Annotated in this window: 24 protein-coding genes; 13 read left to right on the top strand and 11 right to left on the bottom strand. The window is 67.6% G+C overall.

Annotated elements, in window-relative coordinates; genetic code table 11:
• The first annotated feature begins 7 nt into the window (after positions 1–7).
• The 9 genes from BLV57_RS12205 to BLV57_RS12165 all read left to right on the top strand — a co-directional run bounded on the left by BLV57_RS12205 (position 8) and on the right by BLV57_RS12165 (position 9,371).
• The gene (locus tag BLV57_RS12205) at positions 8–580 is read left to right on the top strand and encodes a hypothetical protein (protein ID WP_091288744.1); all 573 of its coding nucleotides are present in this window, start codon (positions 8–10) and stop codon (positions 578–580) included.
• Positions 581–630: 50 nt separating this feature from the next.
• On the top strand, positions 631–1,089 hold the full coding sequence (grpE, locus tag BLV57_RS12200; protein WP_091288743.1) for a nucleotide exchange factor GrpE: 459 nt from the start codon (positions 631–633) through the stop codon (positions 1,087–1,089).
• Complete coding sequence (locus BLV57_RS12195) at positions 1,089–2,915, top strand: dynamin family protein (protein WP_091288742.1); 1,827 nt, start codon at positions 1,089–1,091, stop codon at positions 2,913–2,915. Before grpE ends, BLV57_RS12195 begins: the two co-directional genes overlap by 1 nt.
• Positions 2,916–3,009: 94 nt before the next feature.
• The gene (locus BLV57_RS12190) at positions 3,010–3,702 is read left to right on the top strand and encodes a hypothetical protein (protein WP_091288741.1); all 693 of its coding nucleotides are present in this window, start codon (positions 3,010–3,012) and stop codon (positions 3,700–3,702) included.
• A gap of 318 nt (positions 3,703–4,020) precedes the next feature.
• Complete coding sequence (locus BLV57_RS12185) at positions 4,021–5,844, top strand: phosphoenolpyruvate carboxykinase (GTP) (RefSeq protein WP_091288740.1); 1,824 nt, start codon at positions 4,021–4,023, stop codon at positions 5,842–5,844.
• Between the two features lie 75 nt (positions 5,845–5,919).
• Positions 5,920–6,792 (top strand): LLM class F420-dependent oxidoreductase, encoded by an 873-nt coding sequence (locus BLV57_RS12180; RefSeq protein WP_091288739.1) that lies wholly within the window; start codon positions 5,920–5,922, stop codon positions 6,790–6,792.
• Complete coding sequence (locus BLV57_RS12175) at positions 6,789–7,394, top strand: ABC transporter ATP-binding protein (RefSeq protein WP_091288738.1); 606 nt, start codon at positions 6,789–6,791, stop codon at positions 7,392–7,394. Before BLV57_RS12180 ends, BLV57_RS12175 begins: the two co-directional genes overlap by 4 nt.
• Positions 7,391–8,671, top strand: a complete 1,281-nt coding sequence (locus tag BLV57_RS12170) for a hypothetical protein (protein ID WP_091288737.1) — start codon at positions 7,391–7,393, stop codon at positions 8,669–8,671. Before BLV57_RS12175 ends, BLV57_RS12170 begins: the two co-directional genes overlap by 4 nt.
• Positions 8,672–8,780: 109 nt before the next feature.
• Positions 8,781–9,371 (top strand): EndoU domain-containing protein, encoded by a 591-nt coding sequence (locus BLV57_RS12165; RefSeq protein WP_091288736.1) that lies wholly within the window; start codon positions 8,781–8,783, stop codon positions 9,369–9,371.
• A gap of 299 nt (positions 9,372–9,670) precedes the next feature.
• Here BLV57_RS12165 and BLV57_RS12160 read toward each other — a convergent pair whose 3' ends face one another.
• Positions 9,671–9,949 (bottom strand): helix-turn-helix domain-containing protein, encoded by a 279-nt coding sequence (locus BLV57_RS12160; protein ID WP_091288735.1) that lies wholly within the window; start codon positions 9,947–9,949, stop codon positions 9,671–9,673.
• A gap of 126 nt (positions 9,950–10,075) precedes the next feature.
• Positions 10,076–11,689, bottom strand: coding sequence for an alpha/beta hydrolase (locus tag BLV57_RS12155; protein ID WP_091288734.1), 1,614 nt, complete (start codon positions 11,687–11,689; stop codon positions 10,076–10,078).
• Positions 11,690–11,907: 218 nt separating this feature from the next.
• On the opposite strand from BLV57_RS12155, the gene BLV57_RS12150 reads away from it, so the two are divergent.
• A complete protein-coding gene (locus BLV57_RS12150; protein WP_091288733.1) occupies positions 11,908–12,183 on the top strand; it encodes a DUF3311 domain-containing protein in 276 nt (91 codons plus the stop codon).
• Positions 12,180–13,823: a monocarboxylate uptake permease MctP gene (gene mctP, locus BLV57_RS12145; RefSeq protein WP_091288732.1), complete on the top strand. Its 1,644-nt coding sequence runs from the start codon at positions 12,180–12,182 to the stop codon at positions 13,821–13,823. Before BLV57_RS12150 ends, mctP begins: the two co-directional genes overlap by 4 nt.
• Here mctP and BLV57_RS12140 read toward each other — a convergent pair.
• From BLV57_RS12140 to BLV57_RS12115, 7 genes are all read right to left on the bottom strand, one after another.
• Positions 13,820–14,998 (bottom strand): RNA polymerase sigma factor, encoded by a 1,179-nt coding sequence (locus BLV57_RS12140; protein ID WP_091288731.1) that lies wholly within the window; start codon positions 14,996–14,998, stop codon positions 13,820–13,822. The two genes, mctP and BLV57_RS12140, sit on opposite strands and share 4 nt — an antisense overlap.
• A gap of 4 nt (positions 14,999–15,002) precedes the next feature.
• Positions 15,003–15,359 carry a YciI family protein gene (locus tag BLV57_RS12135; RefSeq protein WP_091288730.1) on the bottom strand — a complete coding sequence of 119 codons (357 nt, stop codon included), beginning with the start codon at positions 15,357–15,359 and terminating at the stop codon, positions 15,003–15,005.
• A 122-nt stretch (positions 15,360–15,481) separates the two neighbouring features.
• Complete coding sequence (locus BLV57_RS12130) at positions 15,482–15,760, bottom strand: hypothetical protein (RefSeq protein WP_091288729.1); 279 nt, start codon at positions 15,758–15,760, stop codon at positions 15,482–15,484.
• Positions 15,761–15,763: 3 nt separating this feature from the next.
• Positions 15,764–16,693 carry a bifunctional helix-turn-helix transcriptional regulator/GNAT family N-acetyltransferase gene (locus BLV57_RS12125; protein WP_091288728.1) on the bottom strand — a complete coding sequence of 310 codons (930 nt, stop codon included), beginning with the start codon at positions 16,691–16,693 and terminating at the stop codon, positions 15,764–15,766.
• A 226-nt stretch (positions 16,694–16,919) separates the two neighbouring features.
• The gene (locus BLV57_RS43215; RefSeq protein WP_176968572.1) at positions 16,920–17,069 is read right to left on the bottom strand and encodes a hypothetical protein; all 150 of its coding nucleotides are present in this window, start codon (positions 17,067–17,069) and stop codon (positions 16,920–16,922) included.
• Between the two features lie 261 nt (positions 17,070–17,330).
• Positions 17,331–18,527 carry an ATP-binding protein gene (locus BLV57_RS12120; RefSeq protein ID WP_091288727.1) on the bottom strand — a complete coding sequence of 399 codons (1,197 nt, stop codon included), beginning with the start codon at positions 18,525–18,527 and terminating at the stop codon, positions 17,331–17,333.
• A gap of 97 nt (positions 18,528–18,624) precedes the next feature.
• A complete protein-coding gene (locus BLV57_RS12115; RefSeq protein ID WP_091288726.1) occupies positions 18,625–19,380 on the bottom strand; it encodes a MerR family transcriptional regulator in 756 nt (251 codons plus the stop codon).
• A gap of 71 nt (positions 19,381–19,451) precedes the next feature.
• On the opposite strand from BLV57_RS12115, the gene BLV57_RS12110 reads away from it, so the two are divergent.
• Together BLV57_RS12110 and BLV57_RS12105 are read left to right on the top strand one after the other, a co-directional pair.
• Positions 19,452–20,483 carry a glycerophosphodiester phosphodiesterase family protein gene (locus tag BLV57_RS12110; protein WP_091288725.1) on the top strand — a complete coding sequence of 344 codons (1,032 nt, stop codon included), beginning with the start codon at positions 19,452–19,454 and terminating at the stop codon, positions 20,481–20,483.
• A 118-nt stretch (positions 20,484–20,601) separates the two neighbouring features.
• Positions 20,602–21,087, top strand: a complete 486-nt coding sequence (locus BLV57_RS12105; RefSeq protein ID WP_091288724.1) for a DoxX family protein — start codon at positions 20,602–20,604, stop codon at positions 21,085–21,087.
• A 96-nt stretch (positions 21,088–21,183) separates the two neighbouring features.
• Here BLV57_RS12105 and BLV57_RS12100 read toward each other — a convergent pair whose 3' ends face one another.
• Complete coding sequence (locus BLV57_RS12100; RefSeq protein WP_091288723.1) at positions 21,184–21,987, bottom strand: ABC transporter permease; 804 nt, start codon at positions 21,985–21,987, stop codon at positions 21,184–21,186.
• Positions 21,984–22,937: an ATP-binding cassette domain-containing protein gene (locus BLV57_RS12095; RefSeq protein ID WP_091288722.1), complete on the bottom strand. Its 954-nt coding sequence runs from the start codon at positions 22,935–22,937 to the stop codon at positions 21,984–21,986. Before BLV57_RS12095 ends, BLV57_RS12100 begins: the two co-directional genes overlap by 4 nt.
• Positions 22,938–22,949: the final 12 nt, after the last annotated feature.

Genomic DNA, 22,949 nt, shown 5'->3' with positions numbered 1-22,949 from the left:
TGCTCGCGTGTACGTGGCAGGCAGTGAGTCGTGGCGGTTCACCTGGGTTGACGACCTCGCGGTCGACGTCGCCCTCTACCTGCGCGACGCGCTGGCGTTGTCGATCGACGACGACCTGCCCGCGGTCGACCCGCCCGTCCCCGTCTCCGTGCCGGAAGGCGTCGACCGAGCGGCCGTCCAACGGGAATGGCCAGGCTGGTGGACCGATGTGCTCGCGTTCGTCGCCGCGCGCGGCGAGCGTGATCCGCGCAAACGCCGCGCGCTGACCCCGGTGCCCACCGAACGGGCCGCGCTGATGCACGCCGTCGAGGTCTTCACCGAGCCCGCGGCGAAACACCTGCGCGGCCACCGGATGAACCACCTGCCGCGTGGCGCGAACGTCGGCCCGGTGGTGCGCGAGCTGGAGGCCTCGTTCGGCCGCAAGGCGCGCCCGTTCACGATGACCGTGACCGAGGTTTCGGTCGCCGGTCTGGTCTGGCAACGCTTGGCGGACAACCATGTTCTCGTCTCGGCCAGGTTCGCGCGTGACACTGACGCCCTCGACGTCGCATTGCGTGGCCTGCTGGGTGAACTCGTCTGAATTCGGCTGTTTCGCACCCCGGCGACGGCGGGTTCCAGCACACTGATGCCATGAATCCGGACGACGTGCCCACCGGGCAGATCGCCGCGGCAGGCATCGCGCAGATCATCGCCGAAGCTGACGGAACCGACACCGGCGGAACCGTCGCGGCGCAGACCGCGTCGGAACCCGATGTGCAGCCCGTTATCGCGACCGCCGCTCCTGCCGACCTCGAGCAAGCCCTGGCCGACCGGCGCTCCTTGATCCAGCTCTGTCTCTACGCGATGGACCGCGCACGCAGTGGCGGCGTGGTCGAGCGCATCGAACACGGCCTCGCCGAGATCGGCGTGCGCGCACTGCGTCCCGACGGCGACCGGTTCGACCCGGCGCTGCACGAGGCCGGTGGCGCGACCCCGACCGACGACGAGGCGCTGGCAGGCACGGTCGCCGAGACCGAGGTCGTCGGGTTCGCCGACCATGACAAGCTGTTGCGCGCCCCGATCGTCACCGTCTACACGAAACGGCCATAGTGACCGCTCCGAGTTTGCCGCAGCAGGTACAGGCGACCCGCGACCAGCTGCTGACGTTGCTGCGGGAGATCGACCCCGACGGCGCCAAGTGGGTCGACGAAGTACGCAAGGCCAGGCCCAAGCGCCCTTCGGTCGTAGTCGTCGGCGAGACGAACCGCGGCAAGAGTTCGCTGGTCAACGCCATGCTCGCGACGCCGGGCCTGTCCCCGGTCGACGCCGATGTCGCGACCGCGACGTATCTGGTGTTCGAGCACGCGGCCGAGTGGGGCGCCCAGGCGTGCTACCCCGGCCAGCTCGCGCCGGTGCCGATCAGGCTCGACCAGCTGATCAACTGGGTCTCCGCCGCGCACGAACTGCCTGAAGGCCAGCTGCCGCCGCGTTACGTCGAGGTCAGCGGGCCGATCCCGCTGCTGGAGCGGGTGTCGATTGTGGACACTCCGGGGGTCGGCGGGCTCGACTCGATGCACGGTGAGCTGGCGATGGAGGCCGCGTCGAGCGCGACCGCGCTGCTGTTCGTGGTCGACGCCTCCGCCCCGTTCACCTCGACCGAGCTGCAGTTCCTGAGCAAGGTCGGCGACCGGGTCGAGACGGTGTTGTTCGCACTGTCCAAAACGGACGCCTTCCGCGGCTGGCGTGAGGTGCTCGAAGCCGACAAGCAGCTGCTGGCCGAGCACGCGCCCAGGTTCGCCGACGCGACGTTCTATCCGGTTTCGGCCCGCATGTTCGAAATGGCGGGCAAGGCGCCGAACGAGCAGGCCGCCGGGATGCTGCGCGAGAAGTCCGGCATCGCCGCCTTGCAGGGCGCGCTGCAGGAAATGCTCGTCGGGCGTTCGGCGATGCTGGGTGAAGCCAACACCATGCGCGCGTTGTCGAGTGCCTTGGCCGAACAGAAAGCCAAACTCCAGGCCGAAAGCCGCGCGTTGTCCGCCGGTGAGGCCGAGGCCGAGCAGCTGCGCGAGCGGCGTGAGCAGCTCATGGCCGAGCGCCGCACGTCGACGCGGGGCTGGCAGCTGAAACTGCGTGGCGAGGTGCAGCGCACCCGCGTCGAGATCGGGCACGAGAGCAGCCGTCAGATGCGGGACGCGCAGACGCACTTCCGCCAGGTCATCGAGGCCGCCAAGCGCGACGACCTCGCGGCGCTGCCGCAGCAGGTCGACATCGCGTTGCAGACCACGTCGCAGCGCGTGTCGATGCTGCTCGCCCAGCGCCTGAACCAGGTCACGAACGTCTCGCTCTCCGAGTTGTTCTCGCCAGAGGAACTCGACGTCATCCGCGCCCAGTTCGCCCGCGCGGGCGGCCCGCCGGTCGTGCTGCGGCCGCCGGAGAAGAAGCCGCCGACCGCCGAGGACAAACTGCTCGTCTTCATGGGGATCTCCGGCGGTCTCGGCGCCGGGAAGGTCGCCGCGCTGCCGCTCGCGGGCGTCGCGATCCTGAACCCGGTGATCCTGCCCGCGACGATCGTCATCGGGCTCGGCGCCGGCTGGTGGATGGCGCGCACGCGCAAGCACGCGGCCGACAAGCAGCACATGAAGCAGTGGCTCGTCGAGGCGATCGCCGACGCGCGTTCCACATTGGACCAGCTGGTCGCCGAGCAGCTCATCGAGGCGGAGCAGCAGCTGACCATGGCGCTCGACGAGGCGCTCAGCAGGCGCATCGACGCCATCGAAGCCGAGATGAAGGAAGTCGACAAGACGATCAAGATGGGCGCGCAGGAGCGGGCCAAGACGATCGCGATCGTGGCGAAGCGGCTCAGCGGTGTTTCCGATGGTCGCGACCGTGCCGAAGCGCTGCTCGCCCGCATGCGCACGCTGCGCGACAAGGCCTGACCGTGTGATCCGGTTGTGGCCGGGAACCGGACAGGCCTACCGTGAGTCATAGGCTTAGCGAAAACATCCAGGCAGCTCAAAGGGGGCATGTCCCGTGTGGGTCGACGAGAGTGGCGGAACGGACGCTGACGCCAACAGCACCGCAGGCATGACGATCCACGCCGACGGTCAGGACTACTCGGCCGAGGTCAACTACGACCTCGACAAGGACGGCGTCGCCGACACGGCGATCGTCGAGAACCCCGACGGTACGGCGCAGGCGTTCATCGACACCAACCACGACGGTGTCGCCGACCAGTTCGCCCGGCTCGACGACCAGGGCAACGTCACCGAGAAGGCCGTGTACGACGACTCCACCGGCCACTGGATCAACGCGGGCGGCTCGCACGGTGGCGACGACGACTCCGGCAAGCAGGCCGGATCGGGCGGCCACATCACCGCCGACCTGCCCGACAAGGGCGAGGTCGACGTCGGCGCGGCCACCGTCGACACCAACAACGACGGCGTCAACGACACCGCCGTGGTGCACACCAAGGACGGCGGCACGATCGCGTTCACCGACAAGGACGGTGACGGCGAGGCCGACGTCGCGGTGCAGATCGACTCCAGCGGGCACTCGACGACGCTCGAGCACACCGGCAAGGGCGAATGGACCGAGAAGGCCAGCGGCCTGATGGACTCCGGCGACCCGGCCGCGGACGCGGCTTGGGGCGGCGCGGGCACGGAAACCCTCGAGGGTGTCGCGAAGATCGATTCCGTCACCGGGCAGTGGATTAGTCCCAATTAAGTAACCCAGGTCACAATCAGGTCCCCGTATGCCGCCCGGCATACGGGGATCTTGTGTTTTGGCTCACCGGAAGATTTTCGCCGGATGGCCCATTCCGGTGATACTGAATCGATTCCCTTATCGTTCTTGTGAGAGAACCGACAGGACAGCTCTCGGTTACCTGGCGGTCATCCGGCTACCCTCGTGGAATCCCCAAACCAGCACACCGCCTTCCCGGCGGTGCGCGAAGCCATTCGGTCGCCGGCAATGCAGCCCGCACGAGGACAGCGTCGTTCTCCGTGCGGGTTATCTGTCGTCGCGGAGTCAGGAGAAGACGAGATGACCGCAGTCGCCATCCCCGGACTGGATACAGCGCCGACGACGCACAGTGGCGTGCTGTCCTGGGTGCGGGAGGTCGCGGAGCTGACCACCCCGGACCGGGTCGTGTGGGTGGACGGATCCGAGGAGGAGTCCGCTCGGATCAACGCGGAGCTGGTCGAGGCCGGCACGTTCGTGCAGCTCAAGTCGCGCCCGAACTCGTTCTGGGCCGCTTCGGACCCGAACGACGTCGCGCGGGTGGAAGAGCGCACCTTCATCTGCTCACTGGACAAAGAGGACGCCGGCCCCACGAACCACTGGGCCCACCCCGACGAGATGAAAGCCACGATGACCGAGCTGTTCCGTGGCTCGATGCGTGGTCGCACCATGTACGTCATCCCGTTCTGTATGGGGCCGCTCGGGGACGAAAACCCCAAACTGGGTATCGAGATCACCGATTTCGCTTACGTTGTGGCGTCAATGCGGGTGATGACGCGTGCGGGCGCTGCGGCACTCGAGAAATTCGTCACCGAAGACGGCACCGAGCGTGAATTCGTGCCGGCGCTGCACTCGGTCGGCGCGCCGCTCGAGCCGGGCCAGAAAGACGTTCCCTGGCCCTGCAACGAAACCAAGTACATTTCGCATTTCCCGGAGGAACGCGCGATCTGGAGCTACGGCTCCGGCTACGGCGGAAACTCCTTGCTGGGCAAGAAGTGCTACTCGCTGCGCATCGCCTCGGTGATGGCCCGTGACGAGGGCTGGCTCGCCGAGCACATGCTCATCCTCAAGCTCATCTCGCCGGAGAACAAGGTCCACTACGTCGCGGCGGCGTTCCCGTCCGCCTGCGGCAAGACCAACCTGGCCATGCTGCAGCCGACCATCCCCGGCTGGCGTGCCGAGACGCTCGGCGACGACATCGCGTGGATGCGGTTCGGCGAGGACGGCCGCCTGTACGCGGTCAACCCCGAGTTCGGCTTCTTCGGCGTCGCGCCGGGCACCGACTGGCACACCAACCCCAACGCGATGCGCACCATCGACAAGGGCAACACGGTGTTCACCAACGTCGCGCTGACCGACGACGGCGACATCTGGTGGGAGGGCATGGAGGGCACGCCCGAGCACGCCACCTCCTGGAAGAAGCAGGACTGGACGCCCGACTCGGACGAGAAGGCCGCCCACCCGAACTCGCGCTACTGCACGCCGATGTCGCAGTGCCCGATCTTGGCGCCGGAGTGGGACGACCCGAAGGGCGTGCCCATCTCGGCGATCCTGTTCGGTGGCCGCCGCAAGACCACGGTCCCGCTGGTCAACGAGGCCCGCGACTGGCAGCACGGCGTGTTCATGGGCGCCACCATGTCGTCGGAGACCACGGCCGCGGCCGCGGGCGCGGTCGGCAACGTCCGCCGCGACCCGATGGCCATGCTGCCGTTCCTCGGCTACCACGCCGGCGACTACTTCAAGCACTGGCTGTCGCTGGGCAAGAACGCCGACGCGGACAAGCTCCCGAAGATCTTCTACGTGAACTGGTTCCGCCGCGGCGACGACGGCCGGTTCCTGTGGCCGGGCTTCGGCGAGAACTCGCGCGTGCTCAAGTGGGTCATCGAGCGCGTCGAGGGTCGCGGCAACGCCGTCGAGACGCCGATCGGTTTCGTGCCGAACGCCGAGGACCTCGACACCGACGGCCTGTCCGAGCCGATCGAGGACATCCAGGCCGCGCTCGGCGTCGAGGCCGACGAGTGGCGCAAGGAGATCCCGCTGATCGAAGAGTGGTTCGACAAGATCGGCGACAAGGTCCCGTCGTCGCTTCGTGACGAGCTCGCCGCGCTCAAGCAGCGCCTGGGCTAAAGCGAATATCCGGGGAAGGCCTCTCTCACCGAAAATGGTGAGGGAGGCCTTCCTCGTTTTGGGTAGTTTGGAACCATGACTGGGGATTTCAGGTTCGGCGTCAACATGGTCGTGCCCGCATCGCGTACCGCATGGGCCGAGAAGTGCCGCAAGGCCGAGGACCTCGGCTTCGACGTGATCGGCGCGGCCGACCACCTCTGGATGGCGCCGCCGTTCCCCGCGCTGGTGCTCGCCGCCGAGGCGACCGAACGCGTGCGGCTCAACACTTACGTGCTCAACGCCGCCTTCTACAACCCGGTGCTGCTGGCCCGCGAGGTCACCGGGACCGACCTGTTCATCGACGGCAGGCTCGAACTCGGACTCGGCGCCGGGTACATCAAGGAGGAGTTCGAGTCGACCGGCATGCCGTGGCCGTCCGCGAGCAAGCGCGTCGACCATCTCGAGCACACGGTCAAGGAGCTCAAGCGGCTCTACGCCGATCCCGATCACCAGCCGGCGCCGGTGCAGAAGCCGGGACCGCCGTTGCTCATCGCCGGTCGAGGCGACCGCCTGCTCACCCTCGCCGCCGAGCACGCCGACATCATCGGGTTTCCCGGGGCGGCCAAGGTCCCCGATGGCGCGCAGATCAGGGCCGAGCACGCCGAGGGCATCTTGGAACGGATCGAGTTCGTCCGAGGGAAGCTCAACGGGCGCCAGGTCGAGTTCAACGTGCTCACGCCCCGCGTGGTCGTCACGAACGACCGGGCAGGCGCGATCGAGGAGGCCGCGAAGCAGATGGACGGGCTGACGACCGAGCAGGTCGGCCAGATCCCGACCCTCCTGTGCGGTACCCACGAGCAGATGGCCGAGCAGATCCGCGCGAACCGCGAACGTTTCGGCTTCACGTACGTGACCGTGCTCGAAGGGAGCTTGGAGAGCTTCGCGCCGGTCATCGAGCTGCTGAAGTGATCAAGGCGAGCGGTGTCGGCGTCCGGATCGCCGACGACTGGCTGTTCTCCGAGCTCGATCTGCTCGTCGAGCCCGGCGAATGCGCGGCGATCATCGGCCCGAACGGCGCGGGCAAGTCGACGCTGCTGCGCTGTCTCTACGGCACGCAAGAGCCGACGAGTGGCGCGATCACGGTGGCCGGAATGTCGCCGGACGAACGGGATGTCGCATTCCGCAGGCGGGTTTCGGTGCTGATGGACGACTCGGACTTCTTCGCCGAGCTGACCCCGACCCAGCACCTGGAGTTGCTCGCCGGTTCCTTCGGCATCACGCTCGGCGACTTCGGCGCGTTGCTCGAAGACGCCGGTCTCGGCGAGCGCGCGAACCTGGCGGCAGGCGCCTTCTCAGCAGGGCAGCGACGTCGGCTGATGCTGCTCGGCGCCACGGTCAGGCCACACGATGTGCTGCTGCTCGACGAGCCGGAACGGGCGCTGGACGTCGCGGGCAAGGAGTGGCTGACCTCGCTGATCGCGCGGTCGACCGCGGCGGGCGCCGCTGTCGTCGTCGCGACGCACCACCCGCCGCTGCTGGAGGCCGCGGACAGCGTGCTGGAGTTCGTGTGACGCTGCGGGTGCCGGGCCGCCCCCGGTTCGGCGGCGTGCGCCCTGGAGATTCGGCCTTCTTGCTGGGATTGTTCGCGGTCGGTATCGCGATACAGGCGTTCTTCCGGGTGCACTCGCTGCGCTCATTCCTTTTCGGACAGTCCATAGCGGACATTCCGGCGATTCTCGGCCTGCTCGTCGCCTGCGGTGCCCTGATGTGGCGCGCCTTGCTGCGCCGGGGTTTCGTGTGGGCCGAGCCCGCGATGCTGACTTGGTTCGACTTCACGGGCGCCGACCGCGCCAGGCTCATCGGCCGCCGCATGTGGGCGGTGTGGTGCGTCGGTGTCGGCCTCTTCGTCTACGTCGGCGCGTTGACCGGCGTCGCGGGCGGTGTCGGCGGCGATGGGTGGCCAGCGGCGGCCGCGTTGCTGCTGGGCAGTGCGACGCTTTCGGTCTCGACGGCCAGACGCCCACCCATCCGCGGTGAGGTGTTCGGCCCGGTGCTGCTCGCGGCGCTGGGCCTGGTGGTCGCCAAGGCACAGCTCGCACCGTTCGCGCTGGAGGTGCTGGCCGCGACGCTGTTCCTGCTGGGTGCGCTGTCGTGGCGAACCGGAGACGCGGTGTCGCGCGCGGGCCGTCAGGCGCTGGTCGACGGCTGGAACGAACGCCTCGTCCGCACGGTCTCGCTGACCTTCCTCGACCCGCTGGCGTTACTCCCGGCTGCCCGTCCGGTGCGGTTTTCCCTGCGGCGGCCGACCGCGCTGCGGTTCGCCTGGCTCGGCGTCGCGGGCCGGGCCCGCTACTGGGGCGCCGCGGTGCCACTGGCGATCGCCGCTGTGCTGGCCAAGGCGGCGGCGCCCGCGATCCCGGACGTCGTGTTCGTGGCGCTGACCGCGTATTGCGCACTCATCCCGTTCGCGGGCGGCGTCGGCGAACTGTGGCGCAACGACGGCCGCCGCCGCTGGCTCGGCACGTCCGGCCGCGGACTCTGGCTGGCCAACCTGCTCGTCATGCTGGCGCTGACCGTGGCGTGGGGCGTCGTGCTCGCCGGTGCCGGCCTGGTGCTGGGCCTCATGCCGAGCCTGGTGGCCGTGGTGGTGCTCCCGATCGTGGCGCTGGCGGTGATCCGCACCGCGACCCGCCCGCCGACCACGTTCGACGATCTCGGCGTCGTCACCTCGCGGGTACTCGGCCAGGTCCCGACGCGGTTGTTCGCCCAACTGCTGCGCGGTCCCGACGTACTCATCTTCGCGACGGTCGTGCTGGCCGTCCTCACCCGAATTAGTGACGGTGTGTAACTGAAATGCGAGCTTTTGTGGCGAAATAGCTCCCGCCGTACCCGCTTTTGGTCCATTCCGATACGCCGTTAGCAGGCTAGGCTCGCCAGTGATCGGAAGGGAGCTCGTGGTGGGTGGCGGACATGCGCCGGGTGCGGGACGCAGGGCGACCAGCGAGTTCCCACCCGGCTGGACCAACGAGCAGATCATCGCCGTCATCAAGGACGTCGCCAACGACCCCGGCGAACCTCGCCGCCGCCAGTACAACGGCCGCTGGCGTTGCGCCGGCGAGCGTTACGGCGTGCACGTGGTGGTGCTCGTCGAGGAAGACGGCATGGTCCACACGGCCTTCCCGATCGCGGGCCCCGGCGTCACCCGCAACCCCGACACCGCGAAGGACCCGGCCAACCCCACGGTCGCCGACCTCGCCGCGGGCCGCATCAGCTACTTCGCCGACGTACTGCTCGCCCAGCTGGCCAATCGCCTGCCCCAAGAGGATTTCGACCACTACCGCGGCCTGTTGTGGTCGGGCGAGTGGGACGAGCTGGTCGACACGATGATCGCCCACCTCTGCGCCGAGAACGTCCGCCTCACGGTCGACGAGTACGCCGACCTCGAGCGCCTCCTCAACACGTACGAACTCCCGCTCGAGGGCTACGTCTTCCTGAACGACCGGGACCACATCCTGACCCAGCTCCGCCCCCGCGCCGCCCGCGCCTAGTGGGGTCGTGAGTGTTTTCGCCGGTTAGAACCGGCCGTACCACTCACGACCCCTGACCTGCGGAAATAGTCCGCGTGCGGCGCTGCGGGATAAAGCCCGCTTTATCCCGCTTCCTGGCCCTGCCCCGCCATAGCGGCTGGATAAACGACACAAGGGTGGCTCTTGTCACGCTCAGCGTTACAAGAGCCACCCTTGTTCCACCATGATCTCGAATTAGCCGCGGCCACCGTCGTGCCAGCGCATTAGCCCAGCTCCGTGGGGTCGTGAGTGTTTTCGCCGGTTAGAACCGGCCGTACCACTCACGAGGCTTGGGGGACCTCGGACTCCGGGGGCTCGCCCGCGGCGATGGCCGACTGCAGGGTTTCGAGCGGCAGGCCGACCGCGGTCGCGATGGCGGTCACCGTGAAGAACGCGGGCGTCGGAATCCGCCCGGTCTCGATCTTGCGCAGCGTCTCGACCGAGATGCCTGCTTCGAGCGCGACGTCGACCATGCTGCGCGCGGCACGCGCGGCGCGCAGGATCGCGCCGAGGCGCTCACCGCGTGAGCGCTCTTCATCCGTAAGTGGGACCCGAACCATGCCCCAATAGTAATACCGATCCACATGTCCACAACCTGTGGACAACTCTGTGCACAGGTACCCACAGGCGCATGGAAAGGGCCCCGCCGAGCCGAAACTCGACGGGGCCCACAACACCTGGGGGTATCAGGCGCCAGGAGGCACCGGAAGCGGGATCCCGGGGATGCTCTGGTCGTTCGGCACCTTGCCGTCGACGAGGTAGTCCTCCACGATCTTGTCCACAGCCGCGTTGCCGCCCGCGTAGATGCCGTGGTCACCCTCTCCGGTGATGGTCAGCATCCGCGAGTTCGCGAACGCCTTGTGCGCACGGGTCGCACCCTCGATCGGGGTCGCCGGGTCGTGCACCGACTGGACGATGACCACCGGGGGCACGCCGATGCCGTTCAGCACGGGCAGCGGGGCCGGGGGACGCTTCCAGAAGATGCACGGCTGGATCAGCCAGCCGGCACCCAGCAGCGGCAGATCCTTGTTGATCAGCTTCTGCGAGTCGCGGATGACGCTGTTGCGGTTGCCGGGCCACGGTCCCTCGTTGCAGGGGATCGTCCAGAAGCTGGCGTCGTAGGCGTCACCGTCGCTCGGGACCATCAGCGGCTGCGGGCCGAGCGCCTCGGTGGCCTTGCTCTCCGCCTTGACCTCACGGGCCGCGGCGGCCTTCTGCGACTGCGAAGCCGAACCCTCGGTCAGCGTCTTCACGTTGACCAGGTAGCTGGCGAGACCGGGGAACGAACGCTTGGCGTACAGCTGCGAGGCGATGAACGAGTCGAGCCCGTTGGCCGAGACGTTCGAGCCGTCGACCTCGACCGGGTTCTGGGTCAGCGCGTAGCGGACCTTCTCGTAGGTCTGGCGCGCGGCCTCACCGGTGGTGCCGAAGTGGTAGACGTTGTCGTACTTCGCGATCCACGGCAGGAAGTCCTGACGCCAGCGGCGCTCGAAGCCGAGCGGCTGCCAGTCGAACGAGTCGTGCCACGAGGTGGTGAACTCGGTCGCCGAGTCGAGGATGAACCGGCCGGTGCGGGTCGGGAACTGCTGCGCGTAGTGCGCGCCCATCCAGGTGCCAGCCGAGTAGCCGACCCAGTTGATCTTGTCGCGGCCGAGCAGCACACGCAGCAGGTCGAGGTCGCGGACCGTCTGGTCGGTGTTGATGTACTGGCCGAGCTCGCCCGACTTCACCTGGCACGAGTGCGCCGCGTACTTGGTCGCGTCGAGGATCAGGTTCAGGTTGTCGCGGTCGCGGTCACGCGGGTCGAGGTCCGAGCCGGTCCCGATCGCGCCACCACAGGTGATGTTGGTGCTCTTGCCGGTGCCGCGCGGGTCGATGCCGATGATGTCCTGCGCGGCGCGAAGCCGGGTCTGGTTACGCAGCCGAGCCGGGAAGTTACGGCCAGGCGCACCGGGGCCACCCGGGTTCGTGAACACGCTGCCGGTCGACTCGGGCCCGGTCGCCTTCAGCCTGCTGACCGCGATCGTGAGGTCGATCTTCTCGTTCGTGCGGTACCAGTTGCGCGGCGACTTGAAGACGGCGCACTCGATGTTCTCCGCGCCGGCGGGCGGCGGGGTCGGCAGGTCGGCGCCGACGACGCACTTGTGCCAGTCGAGCTTCTGGTTCGCGTATTCGGCTGGGATGTTCGTGGAGTTCAGAGGCTGCGCTTTGGCCTCTTGACCTGCGAAAGCAGGAGTGAACCCGGCCAGCATGGTGCCGGCGAGAGCCGGAATCACCACCGCATAGCGGAGTCGCTTCATTCGATGCCCCTATTCAATCGTCGTGCGAAGACGTGCTCCGCGACTTGGGGCTATTGATATCCGTCCGAACGGTCAGTAGCAACCGCCCTTCGTCGGGCGGAGTGTTGCTCCAACTGCCTGCTGATCAAATCGATATAGGACAGACGTGACGAGATCGCCTGGAGGTTCTAGGGTCAGCGGCACTAACCGCTGGTTACGGGAGTGTTAGGTGAGGTCCGATGTCGTCTGGTAAGTCCAGCGGAAAGGTGAGCGGGTTTCAGTTCAGCCCGTGGAACCTGTTCCTGCTCGTGCCACTGCTGATCCTGGTGACGCCGCTGTTCAACTTCGAGAACCCGAGGTTGTTCGGCATGCCGTTCTTCTACTGGTTCCAGCTGGCATTCGTCTTCGTCGGTGTCATCTCCACCGCCATCGTCTACTGGGGCACCAAGGGCAAGCCGACCGTCGAGCGGACGGACAAACTGAGCGTCGACGACCTCGACGAGGGGGCTAAGTGAGCAACATCCAGTGGCCGGAACTCATCATCTTCACCGTGCTCTTCCTGCTGGTGACGGTGCTCGGTTTCCTCGCCTCCCGCTGGAAGGCCGCGGCTTCGCTCGACCATTTGGACGAATGGGGACTCGGCGGCCGTAAATTCGGCTCATGGATCACGTGGTTTTTGATCGGTGGTGATCTTTACACCGCATACACGTTCGTCGCGGTACCCGCTCTCATCTTCGGCGCGGGCGCGATGGGATTCTTCGCGTTGCCGTACACGATCATCACCTATCCGCTGGTGCTGCTGCCCGCGCTCCGGATGTGGTCGGTTTCGCGTTCACGCGGTTACGTGACGCCTGCCGACTTCGTGCGCGGCCGGTTCGGCTCGCCGCTGCTCGCGCTGCTGATCGCGATCACCGGCATCGTCGCGACCATGCCGTACATCGCGCTGCAGCTCGTCGGCCTCGAGTCGGTGCTGAGGACGATGGGGCTCAACGGTTCCGGCATCGTCGGGCACCTGCCGCTGCTGGTCGCCTTCATCATCCTGGCGGTCTACACCTACCAGTCCGGCCTGCGCGCGCCCGCGCTGATCGCGTTCGTCAAGGACATCCTGATCTACGTGGTGATCATCGCGGCGATCGTCTACCTGCCGAGCAAGCTGGGCGGCTGGGCGCACATCTTCGACACCGCGAAGGCCAAGTTCGACGCGACGCCCGCCAAGTCCGACGGCATCTACCTGAACAGCAACAACCAGCTGCAGTACATCACCCTGGCCTTGGGCTCGGCGCTGGCACTGTTCCTGTACCCGCACTCGCTGACCGGCGTGCTCGCTTCGCGTGGCCGCAGCGTCATCAAGCGCAACATGGTCGCGCTGCCCGCGTATTCGCTGTTGCTCGGCCTGCTGGGCCTGCTCGGCTACTTCGCGATCAGCGCGGGCGCCAAGCCGATCAACAACGCGGCCACCGGAAAGCCCGACACGAACACGATCGTCCCGGTGCTCTTCGACGGCCAGTTCCCGGCCTGGTTCGCCGGGATCGCCTTCGCCGCCATCGGCATCGGCGCGCTGGTGCCCGCCGCGATCATGTCGATCGCCGCGGCGAACCTGTGGACCCGCAACATCTACAAGGAGTTCCTCAAGAAGGACGCCACGCACGCGCAGGAGGCGAAGCAGGCCAAGCTCGCCTCGCTGATCGTGAAGTTCGGCGCGGTCGCGTTCATCCTGTTCATCGACCCGCAGTTCTCCATCGACCTGCAGCTCATCGGCGGCGTGCTGATCCTGCAGACGCTGCCGGCGGTGGCGATTTCGCTGTACACGCGCTGGCTGCACCGCTGGGGCCTCATCGCGGGCTGGGTCGTCGGGCTCGGCTGGGGCCTGATCATGCTGTACGGCATCGGGAACCCCGCCACCGGCAAGCAGCACTTCGCCGGCTCGGCGCTGCCGCTGGGCAACCTGTCGATCTTCGGCTGGCACCCGTTCTCGGGCTCCCAGGTGCAGATCTACGTCGGGTTCGTGGCGCTGGTGGCGAACCTGCTGGTCGCGGTGATCTTCACGGTGGTCGCGCGGCGGCTGAAGGTGTTCAACGGCACCGACAGCACGAACCCGGAGGACTACCACGCCGACGAGGGCGACAAGGACCTCCGCGCGGTCGGCGCGCATTAAAGACGGCGTGCCAAGAAGCGGCGCTGGGGCTCCGAACACGGGAGCGCCAGCGCCGCTTCGTAGTAGGTACGGGCCTTCTCGGGGTCGCCTGCCCTGAGCCACAACGCACCGAGCACGGCCGGGAGCAAGGTGTAACCAGGCAGGTCGAGCCGTTCCAGCTCGGCGATCCCGGCGGCCGCACCGTCCACCATGGACAGTGCGATCGCCCGGTTCAGCCGCGCCACCGGTGACGGCCGCAGCGCCACCAGCTGGTCGTACAGCCCGAGCACCTGCCGCCAGTCCGTCGGCGGCGTGCTGTGGCAGAGCGCGATCGCGGCCTCCACGTGATACGCCGACAGCTCATCGCCGACGCACGCCGCTTCGAACAGCCGGGTGCCGTCGACGATCATCGATCCGTCCCATTTGGACTGATCCTGCTCGTCCATCAGCAGCAGATCGCCATCGGCGTCGACCCGCGCCGGCAGCCTGCTGGCCTGCAACAACATCAACGCGACCAGCGCACGCGCCTTCGGCAGATCGGTGCGCGGCTCGGCGAGCAGCAGCCTGCCGAGCCGGATCGCCTCACCGCACAGCTCACCACGCACCGCGACCTCGCCGGTCGTGGTGTCGTACCCCTCGTTGAACAGCAGATACAGAATCGCGAGCACACTGTCCACACGCGACTCCAGAGCGTCATCCGACGGCAGGTCGAGCCGCTTGCCGTGCAGGAACTTCTTCGCCCTGGTCAGCCGCTGCGCGATGGTCGCCGGTTTGGTCAGCAGCGCCGACGCGATCTCGGTGACCCCCAGCCCGCCGACGGTCTTCAACGTCAGCGCCACCTGCGAAACCACCGGCAGCGCGGGATGACAGCACAGGAACATCAGCGCGAGTTCGTCGTCGCCCGTGGCCTGCTCGACAGAGCCGAGTTCGGCCAGCAACGGCAGTTTCGCGCGCAAGGTCCGCTCGCGCCGCACGACATCCAACGCCCGATTCCGCGCCGCGCGGAACAGCCAGCCGCCGGGATTGTCCGGCACCCCGGTCTGCGGCCACGTGCGCAACGCCAGCTCGAGCGCGTCGGCGACCGCCTCCTCGGCCAGGTCGAGCCGCTCCGGCCCGAGCGCACGGAGCAGCGTGGCGGTGATCCGCCCGGCACTGTGCCGGAAGAGATGCTCCACCACGCCGTCCGCGACGCTCATCGGCTCAGTCCTCGCAGCCGCGCTCGCCGACCTTGCGCACCTCGATCGGCCCATACTGCAAATGCGGATGCGTGCTGAAGATCTTCTCGGCCTCGTCGAGGTCGTTCGCGACGATCACGATGTACCCGCCGACGATCTCGGCCGCTTCGGCATGCGGCCCGTCGGTCGAGGTCAGCTCCCCCTCGGTCGCCCTGATCACGCGGCCGCGACGCGAAAGCCCACCGCCGGTGATGATCTTGCCCTGCTTGCCGAGGTCCTCGCTCCAGGCGATGTACTGCTCCAGCGCCCGCTGCCCCTCACCCGGCGCGAGCTGGGTTTCCGTGGCCGTCGTGCTGCGAAGGAACCCGATGAAGTTGGTCATGGGACCGTCCTTTCCGTTGGTCGATGGTCCCTAGACGAACAACCAGCCGAGAAATCGACACCGAGGTCGTGAGTGTTCCGGCCGGTTCTAACCGGTCAAAACACTCACGACCCTCGTCGTGGTCAGGGGCAGGTCGCCGCGTTGGTGCGGCGGCGGAAGAGCTTGGCGAACAGCGCGGCCAGCTTGCGGACGGGCTTGTGCCAGAGCTTGGGCGCGGGGCCGTAGTAGCGCGGGTCCTCGTTCGGCTTGAACATGTCGCCGGTCAGCAGTGCCACGTCGTGCCCGCGCGGGCAGTGGCCGCTGACCGAGATCATCCCCGGCTGGAGGTTCTCCACCCAGTCGACCTCGTCGACGCCGAGCAGGGTTCGCCGGTCGCAGACCGGGCAATAGACCACGAACATGGTTCACCACTCCAGTCGCCAGGTTTGACCGACCAGGTCATGGCCGAACTCGTGCACCCGCTCCTGCGTGTCGAGCCGGAACCCGGCGCGCTGGTAGAGGTGCCTGGCCGTGGCCAGTAGGTCGACCGTCCACAGCGTCATCGCCGAGTAACCGCTCGCGCGCGCGAACGCGACGCACTCGTCGACGAGCCTCTTTCCCAAACCGAAGCCGCGGGCATGCGGCTCGACGAGCAGCAGGCGAAGCCGCGCCGTTTTCACGTCCGGGCCCGGCATGCAGAAGACGCTGCCGACACGTTCGCCGTCGAGCTCGGCGATCCAGCCTGCTTGGCGCGCGGTGCCCTTACCGTCGACGTAGTCCGCGGCGATCCTGGCCACGAGCGCTTCGAAACCCTCATTCCAGCCATACTCACGCGCGTAGACGGCGCCGTGGCGTTCTATCACCCAGCCGAGGTCCCCCGATCGTGGCTGGCGAAGAACGAGGGCGGGGTTCGCCGGCCGCTCGCCGACCAGGCCGCTGATGGTGCCCATCGCGGTGAGGAGCTTGCGCTGGTCGAACTCGCTGAAGCGGCTGAGCAGGCCACCGATCTGCTCGACGGTCCGCTCGTTGAGCAGGCGGAACGCGGCCTGTCCGTCGGCGGTGAGCTTGACGACCTGGCGCCGGGCGTCCTCGTCGCAGCGTTCGCGGGTCAGCAAGCCGCGTGCTTCGAGTCTCGCCAGCAGCCTGCTCGCGTAGCCCGCGTCGAGATCGAGGCGTTTGCGCAGGTCGGGGACCCGAGTGGTCGGGCGCTGCGCCAGCTCGAAGAGGACGCGCGCTTCACTGAGCGAATACTCGGCGTCGGCCGGTCCTTCGTTCAGGACGCCGATCACGCCGGTGTAGAGACGGTTGAAGGCCCGGACCGTGGCGACCCGTTCGGCCAGCTGCTGGTCGTTCACTGACCACCTCAACTAAGTCGTTGACATGGTCAAGCTTTACGCCGCACTAGCGCTGGTGGCAACCGATTTTGTGCCAAATGGAAACCCCGTGATGCTGCCAGGTCGGGGGTCCGCCAGCATCACGGGGTCATCTGGGGTATCGACGCCACAGTGAATGGCGTTACACCCCATGCGTTATGTGTTCTAGGTCACTCATTCGGGTGAAGATGGCGCACCCGAAAGTGAATCAGCGAGTGAAGGTCTGGCGCGCCTGGGCGATCGCGATGAGCTCCTGACGAACGGTCGCGGTGGCCGCGGTGTCGATCGCCCGGTTCAGCGCCCGGCGAGTGCGAGCCTCTGCGCGGCGGGCACGGAGCTTGGCGGCGATGTTGTTCATCGGTTCTGCATCCCCTTCGAGGATCTCTTGGTGTTCGTGGCTTGTGCATCTAGTATGCGCCTTTTTTCACAAGGAGTCCAACGATTATCCGGTGATCTGGCGCACCTGCCGATGAATCATCGGCAAACTAGGCGTTTCGGCAGGACGGATTCGTGGTCTGGGTCACCGCTAGGCAACTCTCGATCTATCTAGTAAATTTCCTAGAGAACGCTAGGTACGTGTATCGACCGGGATAAAGCAGGCTTTATCCCGGTCTCGGCGCTACTCGTCGCCGCGTTTGAGCAGGTAGTGGCCGAAATGCGGCACGGTGAAGGCGATGTGCCCGCGTTCGGCGGAGAACACGAGGCCCTTCTTCATGAGCGAATCCCGCGCCGGCGACAGCGACGACGGCTTGCGCCCGAGGTAGACGGCCACGTCCGCGGTGGCGGCCGACTCGTCGCGACCTTGGGTCAGTTCCGCCATCGCGAGCAGGTACTCGCGCTCGGCAGGCGTCGCCCGCTCGTAGCGCGAGCCGAAGAAGCCGACCGCGAGCTCCGACTCGGCCTCCGGCGCGGCCATCTGCACGTCTTTGACCGTGATCGGATCGGCGGGCGCCGCGTCCCAGGCCGCCTTGCCGTAGGCCTGGATGAAGTACGGGTAGCCGCCCGAAGCGTCGAAGAGCGCGTCGAGCGCCTCGAGTTCGATGCCCGCGTCTTCGCGCTCGATCGGCGCGAGCACCGCGCGGTCCGCGTCCTCGCGTTCGAGCCGGTCGATCCGGGCGTAGCGGAACAGCCGCTCCGAGTACGACTTCGAGGCCGAGAGCACCGCGGGCACGTGCGGCAGCCCGGCGCCGACCACGACGAACGGCGCGTTCGACTGCGAAAGCTCATGGCAGGCGGCGCACAGCGCGGACACGTCGTCCGGCATGAGGTCCTGGATCTCGTCGATGAGCAGCGCGACGCCAGTGCCGACGTCCGAGGCCAACTCGGCGACCTCGGTGAACAGCTCCACCAGGTCGATCTCGATGTCGCCCGAGTCCGCGCGGCCGACGGCGGCAGGCACGTCGATGCCCGGCTGCCAGCGATCGCGCAGCTTCGCGTCCGGCTTGTTGGCCTTGAGCGCAAACGCTTTCAACACGCCCAACACCTCTTCGACCCGGTCCGGCGCGCGATGCCGGACGGCCAGGTCGCGGATGGCGCGGTGCAGTGCCGCCGACAGTGGCCTGCGGAGTTCGGTGTCCGGCCTGGCCTCGATCTTGCCAGCGCCCCAGCGGTGCTTGATCGCCATCGACCGCAGCTCACCCAGCAGCACGGTCTTCCCCACCCCGCGCAGCCCGGTCAGCATGAGACTTCGTTCGGGACGTCCCCGCGCGACGCGTTCGAGAACCACTTCGAACGCCTTGAGCTCGCGCTCGCGACCTGCCAGCTCCGGCGGCCGTTGACCGGCGCCCGGTGCGAAGGGGTTGCGGATGGGATCCACGCTGACAAGCTATCGGGGTTTCTAGCGTCAGCCCGATATTCCGCGAGAGAACGCTAGGCGTGTCGAGTGAAAGGCCGGGTCTGCAGCCCCGGCCTTCCTAGAGGTTGCGCTCGGCGTAGACCTTCATCGCGTCACGCATGAACTCGGCCGTTCCCGGCCCTTGCTTCTCGTCGTACTGCCCGTACCGCGGGTCGTCGACGTAGAGCTGGCCCAGCCCGGCGAAGTACTCCTTCGACACGGTCCCGACCGGTCCGCGCAGCCAGTCGTGCAGCCGCCCGGCGATCACCTGGACCTCGGCGCTGTCGATCGCCAGGCCGTCGAGCTTCGCCTGGCCGAAGTCGGCCGCGATCTCGACCTGGAGCTGCTGGTGCGCCTTCTTCTCCTCGGCGGTCAGCGACTTCCACCACTGGTCGCCCTTGCGGTAGGCCTCGGCGCCCCAGCGCTCGGTGACCTCCTTCTCGTGCTTCGTGTGATCGAAGCCGTCGAACATCTCGTCCGCCATCAGTTGTTCACCTCCTTCCGTTTTCCGCAGAGTCGTCTTGACCGACTCGATCTGCCGTCCGAGCCGCCGTCGCTCGTCCTCCAGCCACTCCAGATGCGCGCGCAACGCCGCGGCGGTGTTCTGCTCCCCTTCGAGCACCTCGGCGATCGCGGGCAGTCCGAGTCCCAGCTCGCGCAGGAGCAGGATTCGCTGCAGTCGGATGAGCGCCTCCTGGTCGTAGTAGCGGTAGCCGTTACTACCGAGCCGGCTGGGTTCGAGCAGCCCGATGTCGCCGTAGTGGCGCAGCGTGCGGCTCGTGGTCCCGGCTGAGCGGGCGATGTCCTGGATCGACCACTCCTTCTCGTTCGGCACGTCTTCGACGGTAGAGGTTGACGTAGCGTCAAGGTCAATCCGAATTCACCCGGCGGTGACACCGTTCAGTCATGAAGACATTCGTGCTGGCATTGACCGGCCTGCTCACGACCACGTTGGTCGGTGTCGCGGACGCGCATCCGCGGCATCCGTTCGACATCCAGGCACACCGCGGCGGCATCGGGCTCACCGTGGAGAGCACCCTCGCGTCCTTCGGCAAGGCTATGGAGCTGGGCGTCACCACGCTGGAGCTGGACCTTCAGATCACCCAGGACGGCCGCGAGGTGATCACGCACGACCGCAAGACGACCGCGGCCAAGTGCAAGGACACCGCGCCTGCCTTCCCCGGCGACCCGGCGTTCCCGTACGTCGGCAAGTACGTCAAAGACCTGACGTTCGCGCAGGTCCGCACGCTCGACTGCGGCTCGATCAGGCAGCCGAACTTCCCCAAGCAGACGCTCTCGCCCGGCGCCAAGATGCCGACGCTCGCGGAGCTCTTCCAGCTCGCGCGCGAGCATCGCGCCTGGGGCCTGAAGTTCAACGTCGAGACGAAGGTCGAGGCGGCCGCGCCGCAGGAGACCGCGCCGCGCGAGCAGTTCGTCCAGCGGGCCGTGCGGGAGATCTCGCGCTCGGGCTTCGCACGCAACGTGACCATCCAGAGCTTCGACTGGGGCGCGCTCATGCTCGTGCGCAAGGCGGCGCCGTGGCTCCCGACGGTCGCGCTGACCCAGCCCGAGTTCCTCCAGGTCGGCCAGCCAGGCAAGTCGCCATGGCTCGGCGGGCTCGACATCGACGACTTCGGCGGCAGCCCGGTCCGCGCGGTCAAGTCGTTCGGCGCCTCGGCTTTGTCACCCGTGCACGGCAACCCGCAGGGCGGCCACGCCGGCGACCCGGACTACCGGCCGTTCACCACGAAGGCGCTGGTCGACGAGGCGCACCGCGCCGGGATCAAGGTCATCCCGTGGACCATCGACGACGTGGCCACGTCGAACAAGCTCATCGACGACGGTGTCGACGGCATCATCACCGACTATCCCGATCAGCTGCGCGACATCGCGGCCGCCCGCGGCTTCCGGCTGCCGCGGGCCTATCCCGCTTGCTAGCGTTTTATAGCTCTCAAGCTAGATAACTTGATACGACGGTAGCGTGGTTGGAGTCCGGGACGGGTGGGCATTCTGGGCGTAACTTCGGGAGCACACCTCTCAGCAGAAAGGCAGGACCGTGATCCTCCGTCGCGTCGCACGTCCACTGCTCGCTTCGATCTTCGTCTTCGGCGGCATCAACGCGCTCCGGGACGCCCAGGGCCACGCGAAGGCGGCGGAACCGTTCCTGACCGACACCTTCGACAAGCTCGAGGGCATCGTCCCCGAGTCGGTCCCCCGCGACCCGGCCACGCTGGTCCGTCTCGACGCCGCAGTGAAGATCGGCGCGGGCCTCGCGCTCGCCACCGGCAGGGCCCCGCGCCTGGCGGCGTTCGCGCTGGTCGGCAGCCTGGTCCCGACCACGCTGGCCACCCATCGCTTCTGGGAGATCAAGGACCCGGCCGAGCGCTCCCAGCAGCAGGTCCAGTTCATCAAGAACGCGAGCCTCGCTGGCGGCCTGTTGCTCGCGGTCGGCGACACCGCCGGCAAGCCCTCCCTCGGCTGGCGCGCCCGCCGCGCCGCCAAAAAAGCCGAGAAGCGCGCCGAAAAGGCCCTCAGCAAGTAAAAGCCCGAAAGCCACTTCCGGCAGGTCTGATAGCCCGAAAGCCACTTTCGTCAGATAACACCTGACGAAAGTGGCTTTCGGGCTTTCGAACCGGGGTCAGCGGGAGGCGACCTTTTTGTAGCGGGCGGTTGCCAGTGGCGCGAAGATCGCGATGATCACTACGCAGGACAGGATCGAGTAGAGCGAGGCGTGCTCGGCGGGCCAGCCGGTTGGCGGGGCGCCGAACTGGTTGCCGAAGAGGTCGCGGGCCGAGTTGATGACCGCGGTGAACGGGTTCCAGTCCGCGATCGTCTTGAGGATGCCGGGCAGTTTGTCGGCGGGCACGAAGGCCGTCGAGATGAAGCTCAGCGGGAACATCCACATCAGGCCCGCGCTCTGGGCGACCTCGACGCTGCGCGCGACCAGGCCGATCCACGCGCCGACCCAGGACAGCGCCCAGGCGAACATCAGCATCACCAGGTAGCCGAGGACGGCGTCGAGGAAGCTGCCGCGGATGCGCCAGCCGACCAGCAGGCCGCACAGCGACATGACGATCAGCGCGACCACGCTGACCACCAGGTCCGAGGTGGTCCTGCCGAAGATCACCGCCAGTCGCGAGATCGGCAGCGAACGGAAGCGGTCGATGATGCCCTTCTGCAGGTCGTTAGCGAACCCGATGACGGTGAACGCGGAGTTGAAGGCGACCGTCTGCGCGAAGATGCCCGCGATCAGGAACTCGCGATACGCCGCGCCACCCGCGGAGCCGCCGATCGCGTCGCCGAAGACGTACGCGAACAGCAGCACGAACATGATCGGCTGCAGCGTCGCCGCCATCAGCCAGTCCGGGTTGCGCTGGACGTTCTTGAGGTTGCGCCAGGTGATGACGCCGCCATCGGAGAAAGCCTTGGCCACGGCGCTCATCGGGCGTCCCCCTCGTCGGTCGCGTGTCCGGTGAGCGAGAGGAACACGTCGTCGAGCGTCGGCCGGTGCAGCGCGACGTCCTGCACGGTGATGCCCTGGCCGTCGAGCCGGCGCAGCGCTTCGATCAGCGCCTTCGGCCCGCCTTCGACCAGCACGTCGACCTTGCGGGTGTGCGAGTCGGCCGACGGCGTGCCGCTGCCGACCTCCGTCAGCACCTGGACGGTCGCCGGGATGTCGTCGGGCGAGGCGACCACGAGCTCGAGCCGCTCGCCGCCGATCTGGTTCTTGAGCTCGTCGGCCGTGCCGCGCGCGATGACCTTGCCCTTGTCGATCACGATGATCGAGTCGCAGAGCTGATCGGCCTCTTCGAGGTATTGGGTGGTGAGCAGCACGGTGGTGCCGTCGGCGACCAGCTCCTTGATCACTTCCCACGTATCTATCCGGCCGCGCGGGTCGAGCCCGGTGGTCGGCTCGTCCAGTACGACCACGGTCGGCTCGGCGACCAGCGCGCCCGCCAGGTCGAGCCGTCTGCGCATGCCGCCCGAGTACGTCTTCGCCGGGCGGTCGGCGGCGTCCTCGAGCCGGAACCGCGCGAGCAGCTCGCGCGCGCGGGCCTTGGCGGCGGGCTTCTTGCTGCCGTAGAGCCGCCCGACCATGTACAGGTTCTCGAACCCGGTCAGGTTCTCGTCGACCGCCGCGTACTGACCGGATAGCCCGATCGCGCGCCGCACGGAGTCCGGATCGGCCAGCACGTCATGCCCGGCCACCTCCGCTTCGCCCGAGTCCGGGCGAAGCAGCGTGGTCAGGATGCGAACGGTCGTCGTCTTCCCGGCGCCGTTGGGACCGAGGAGCCCCAGCACCTTGCCCGAGGGGATCTCCAGATCGACCCCATCGAGCGCGCGTGTGGACCCGTAGGTCTTGACCAGCGCTTTCGCGCGCACTGCCACCATAGGCCGACACGC

Source organism: Amycolatopsis xylanica (genome assembly GCF_900107045.1).
GTDB lineage: Bacteria > Actinomycetota > Actinomycetes > Mycobacteriales > Pseudonocardiaceae > Amycolatopsis > Amycolatopsis xylanica.
The sequence above is the reverse complement of the archived record's forward strand: the minus strand, read 5'-3'. Positions and strand labels throughout refer to the sequence as shown.

Bases quoted from the DNA above. Each gene is read 5' to 3' on its own strand.
- BLV57_RS12180 (WP_091288739.1), top strand. From the start codon at position 5,920: ATGACTGGGGATTTCAGGTTCGGCGTCAACATGGTCGTGCCCGCATCG.
- BLV57_RS12185 (WP_091288740.1), top strand. From the start codon at position 4,021: ATGACCGCAGTCGCCATCCCCGGACTGGATACAGCGCCGACGACGCAC.
- grpE (WP_091288743.1), top strand. From the start codon at position 631: ATGAATCCGGACGACGTGCCCACCGGGCAGATCGCCGCGGCAGGCATC.
- BLV57_RS12135 (WP_091288730.1), bottom strand. From the start codon at position 15,359: ATGACCAACTTCATCGGGTTCCTTCGCAGCACGACGGCCACGGAAACC.
- BLV57_RS12155 (WP_091288734.1), bottom strand. From the start codon at position 11,689: ATGAAGCGACTCCGCTATGCGGTGGTGATTCCGGCTCTCGCCGGCACC.
- BLV57_RS12095 (WP_091288722.1), bottom strand. From the start codon at position 22,937: ATGGTGGCAGTGCGCGCGAAAGCGCTGGTCAAGACCTACGGGTCCACA.
- BLV57_RS12160 (WP_091288735.1), bottom strand. From the start codon at position 9,949: ATGGTTCGGGTCCCACTTACGGATGAAGAGCGCTCACGCGGTGAGCGC.
- BLV57_RS12140 (WP_091288731.1), bottom strand. From the start codon at position 14,998: ATGAGCGTCGCGGACGGCGTGGTGGAGCATCTCTTCCGGCACAGTGCC.
- BLV57_RS43215 (WP_176968572.1), bottom strand. From the start codon at position 17,069: ATGAACAACATCGCCGCCAAGCTCCGTGCCCGCCGCGCAGAGGCTCGC.
- BLV57_RS12130 (WP_091288729.1), bottom strand. From the start codon at position 15,760: ATGTTCGTGGTCTATTGCCCGGTCTGCGACCGGCGAACCCTGCTCGGC.
- BLV57_RS12100 (WP_091288723.1), bottom strand. From the start codon at position 21,987: ATGAGCGCCGTGGCCAAGGCTTTCTCCGATGGCGGCGTCATCACCTGG.
- BLV57_RS12110 (WP_091288725.1), top strand. From the start codon at position 19,452: ATGAAGACATTCGTGCTGGCATTGACCGGCCTGCTCACGACCACGTTG.
- BLV57_RS12150 (WP_091288733.1), top strand. From the start codon at position 11,908: ATGTCGTCTGGTAAGTCCAGCGGAAAGGTGAGCGGGTTTCAGTTCAGC.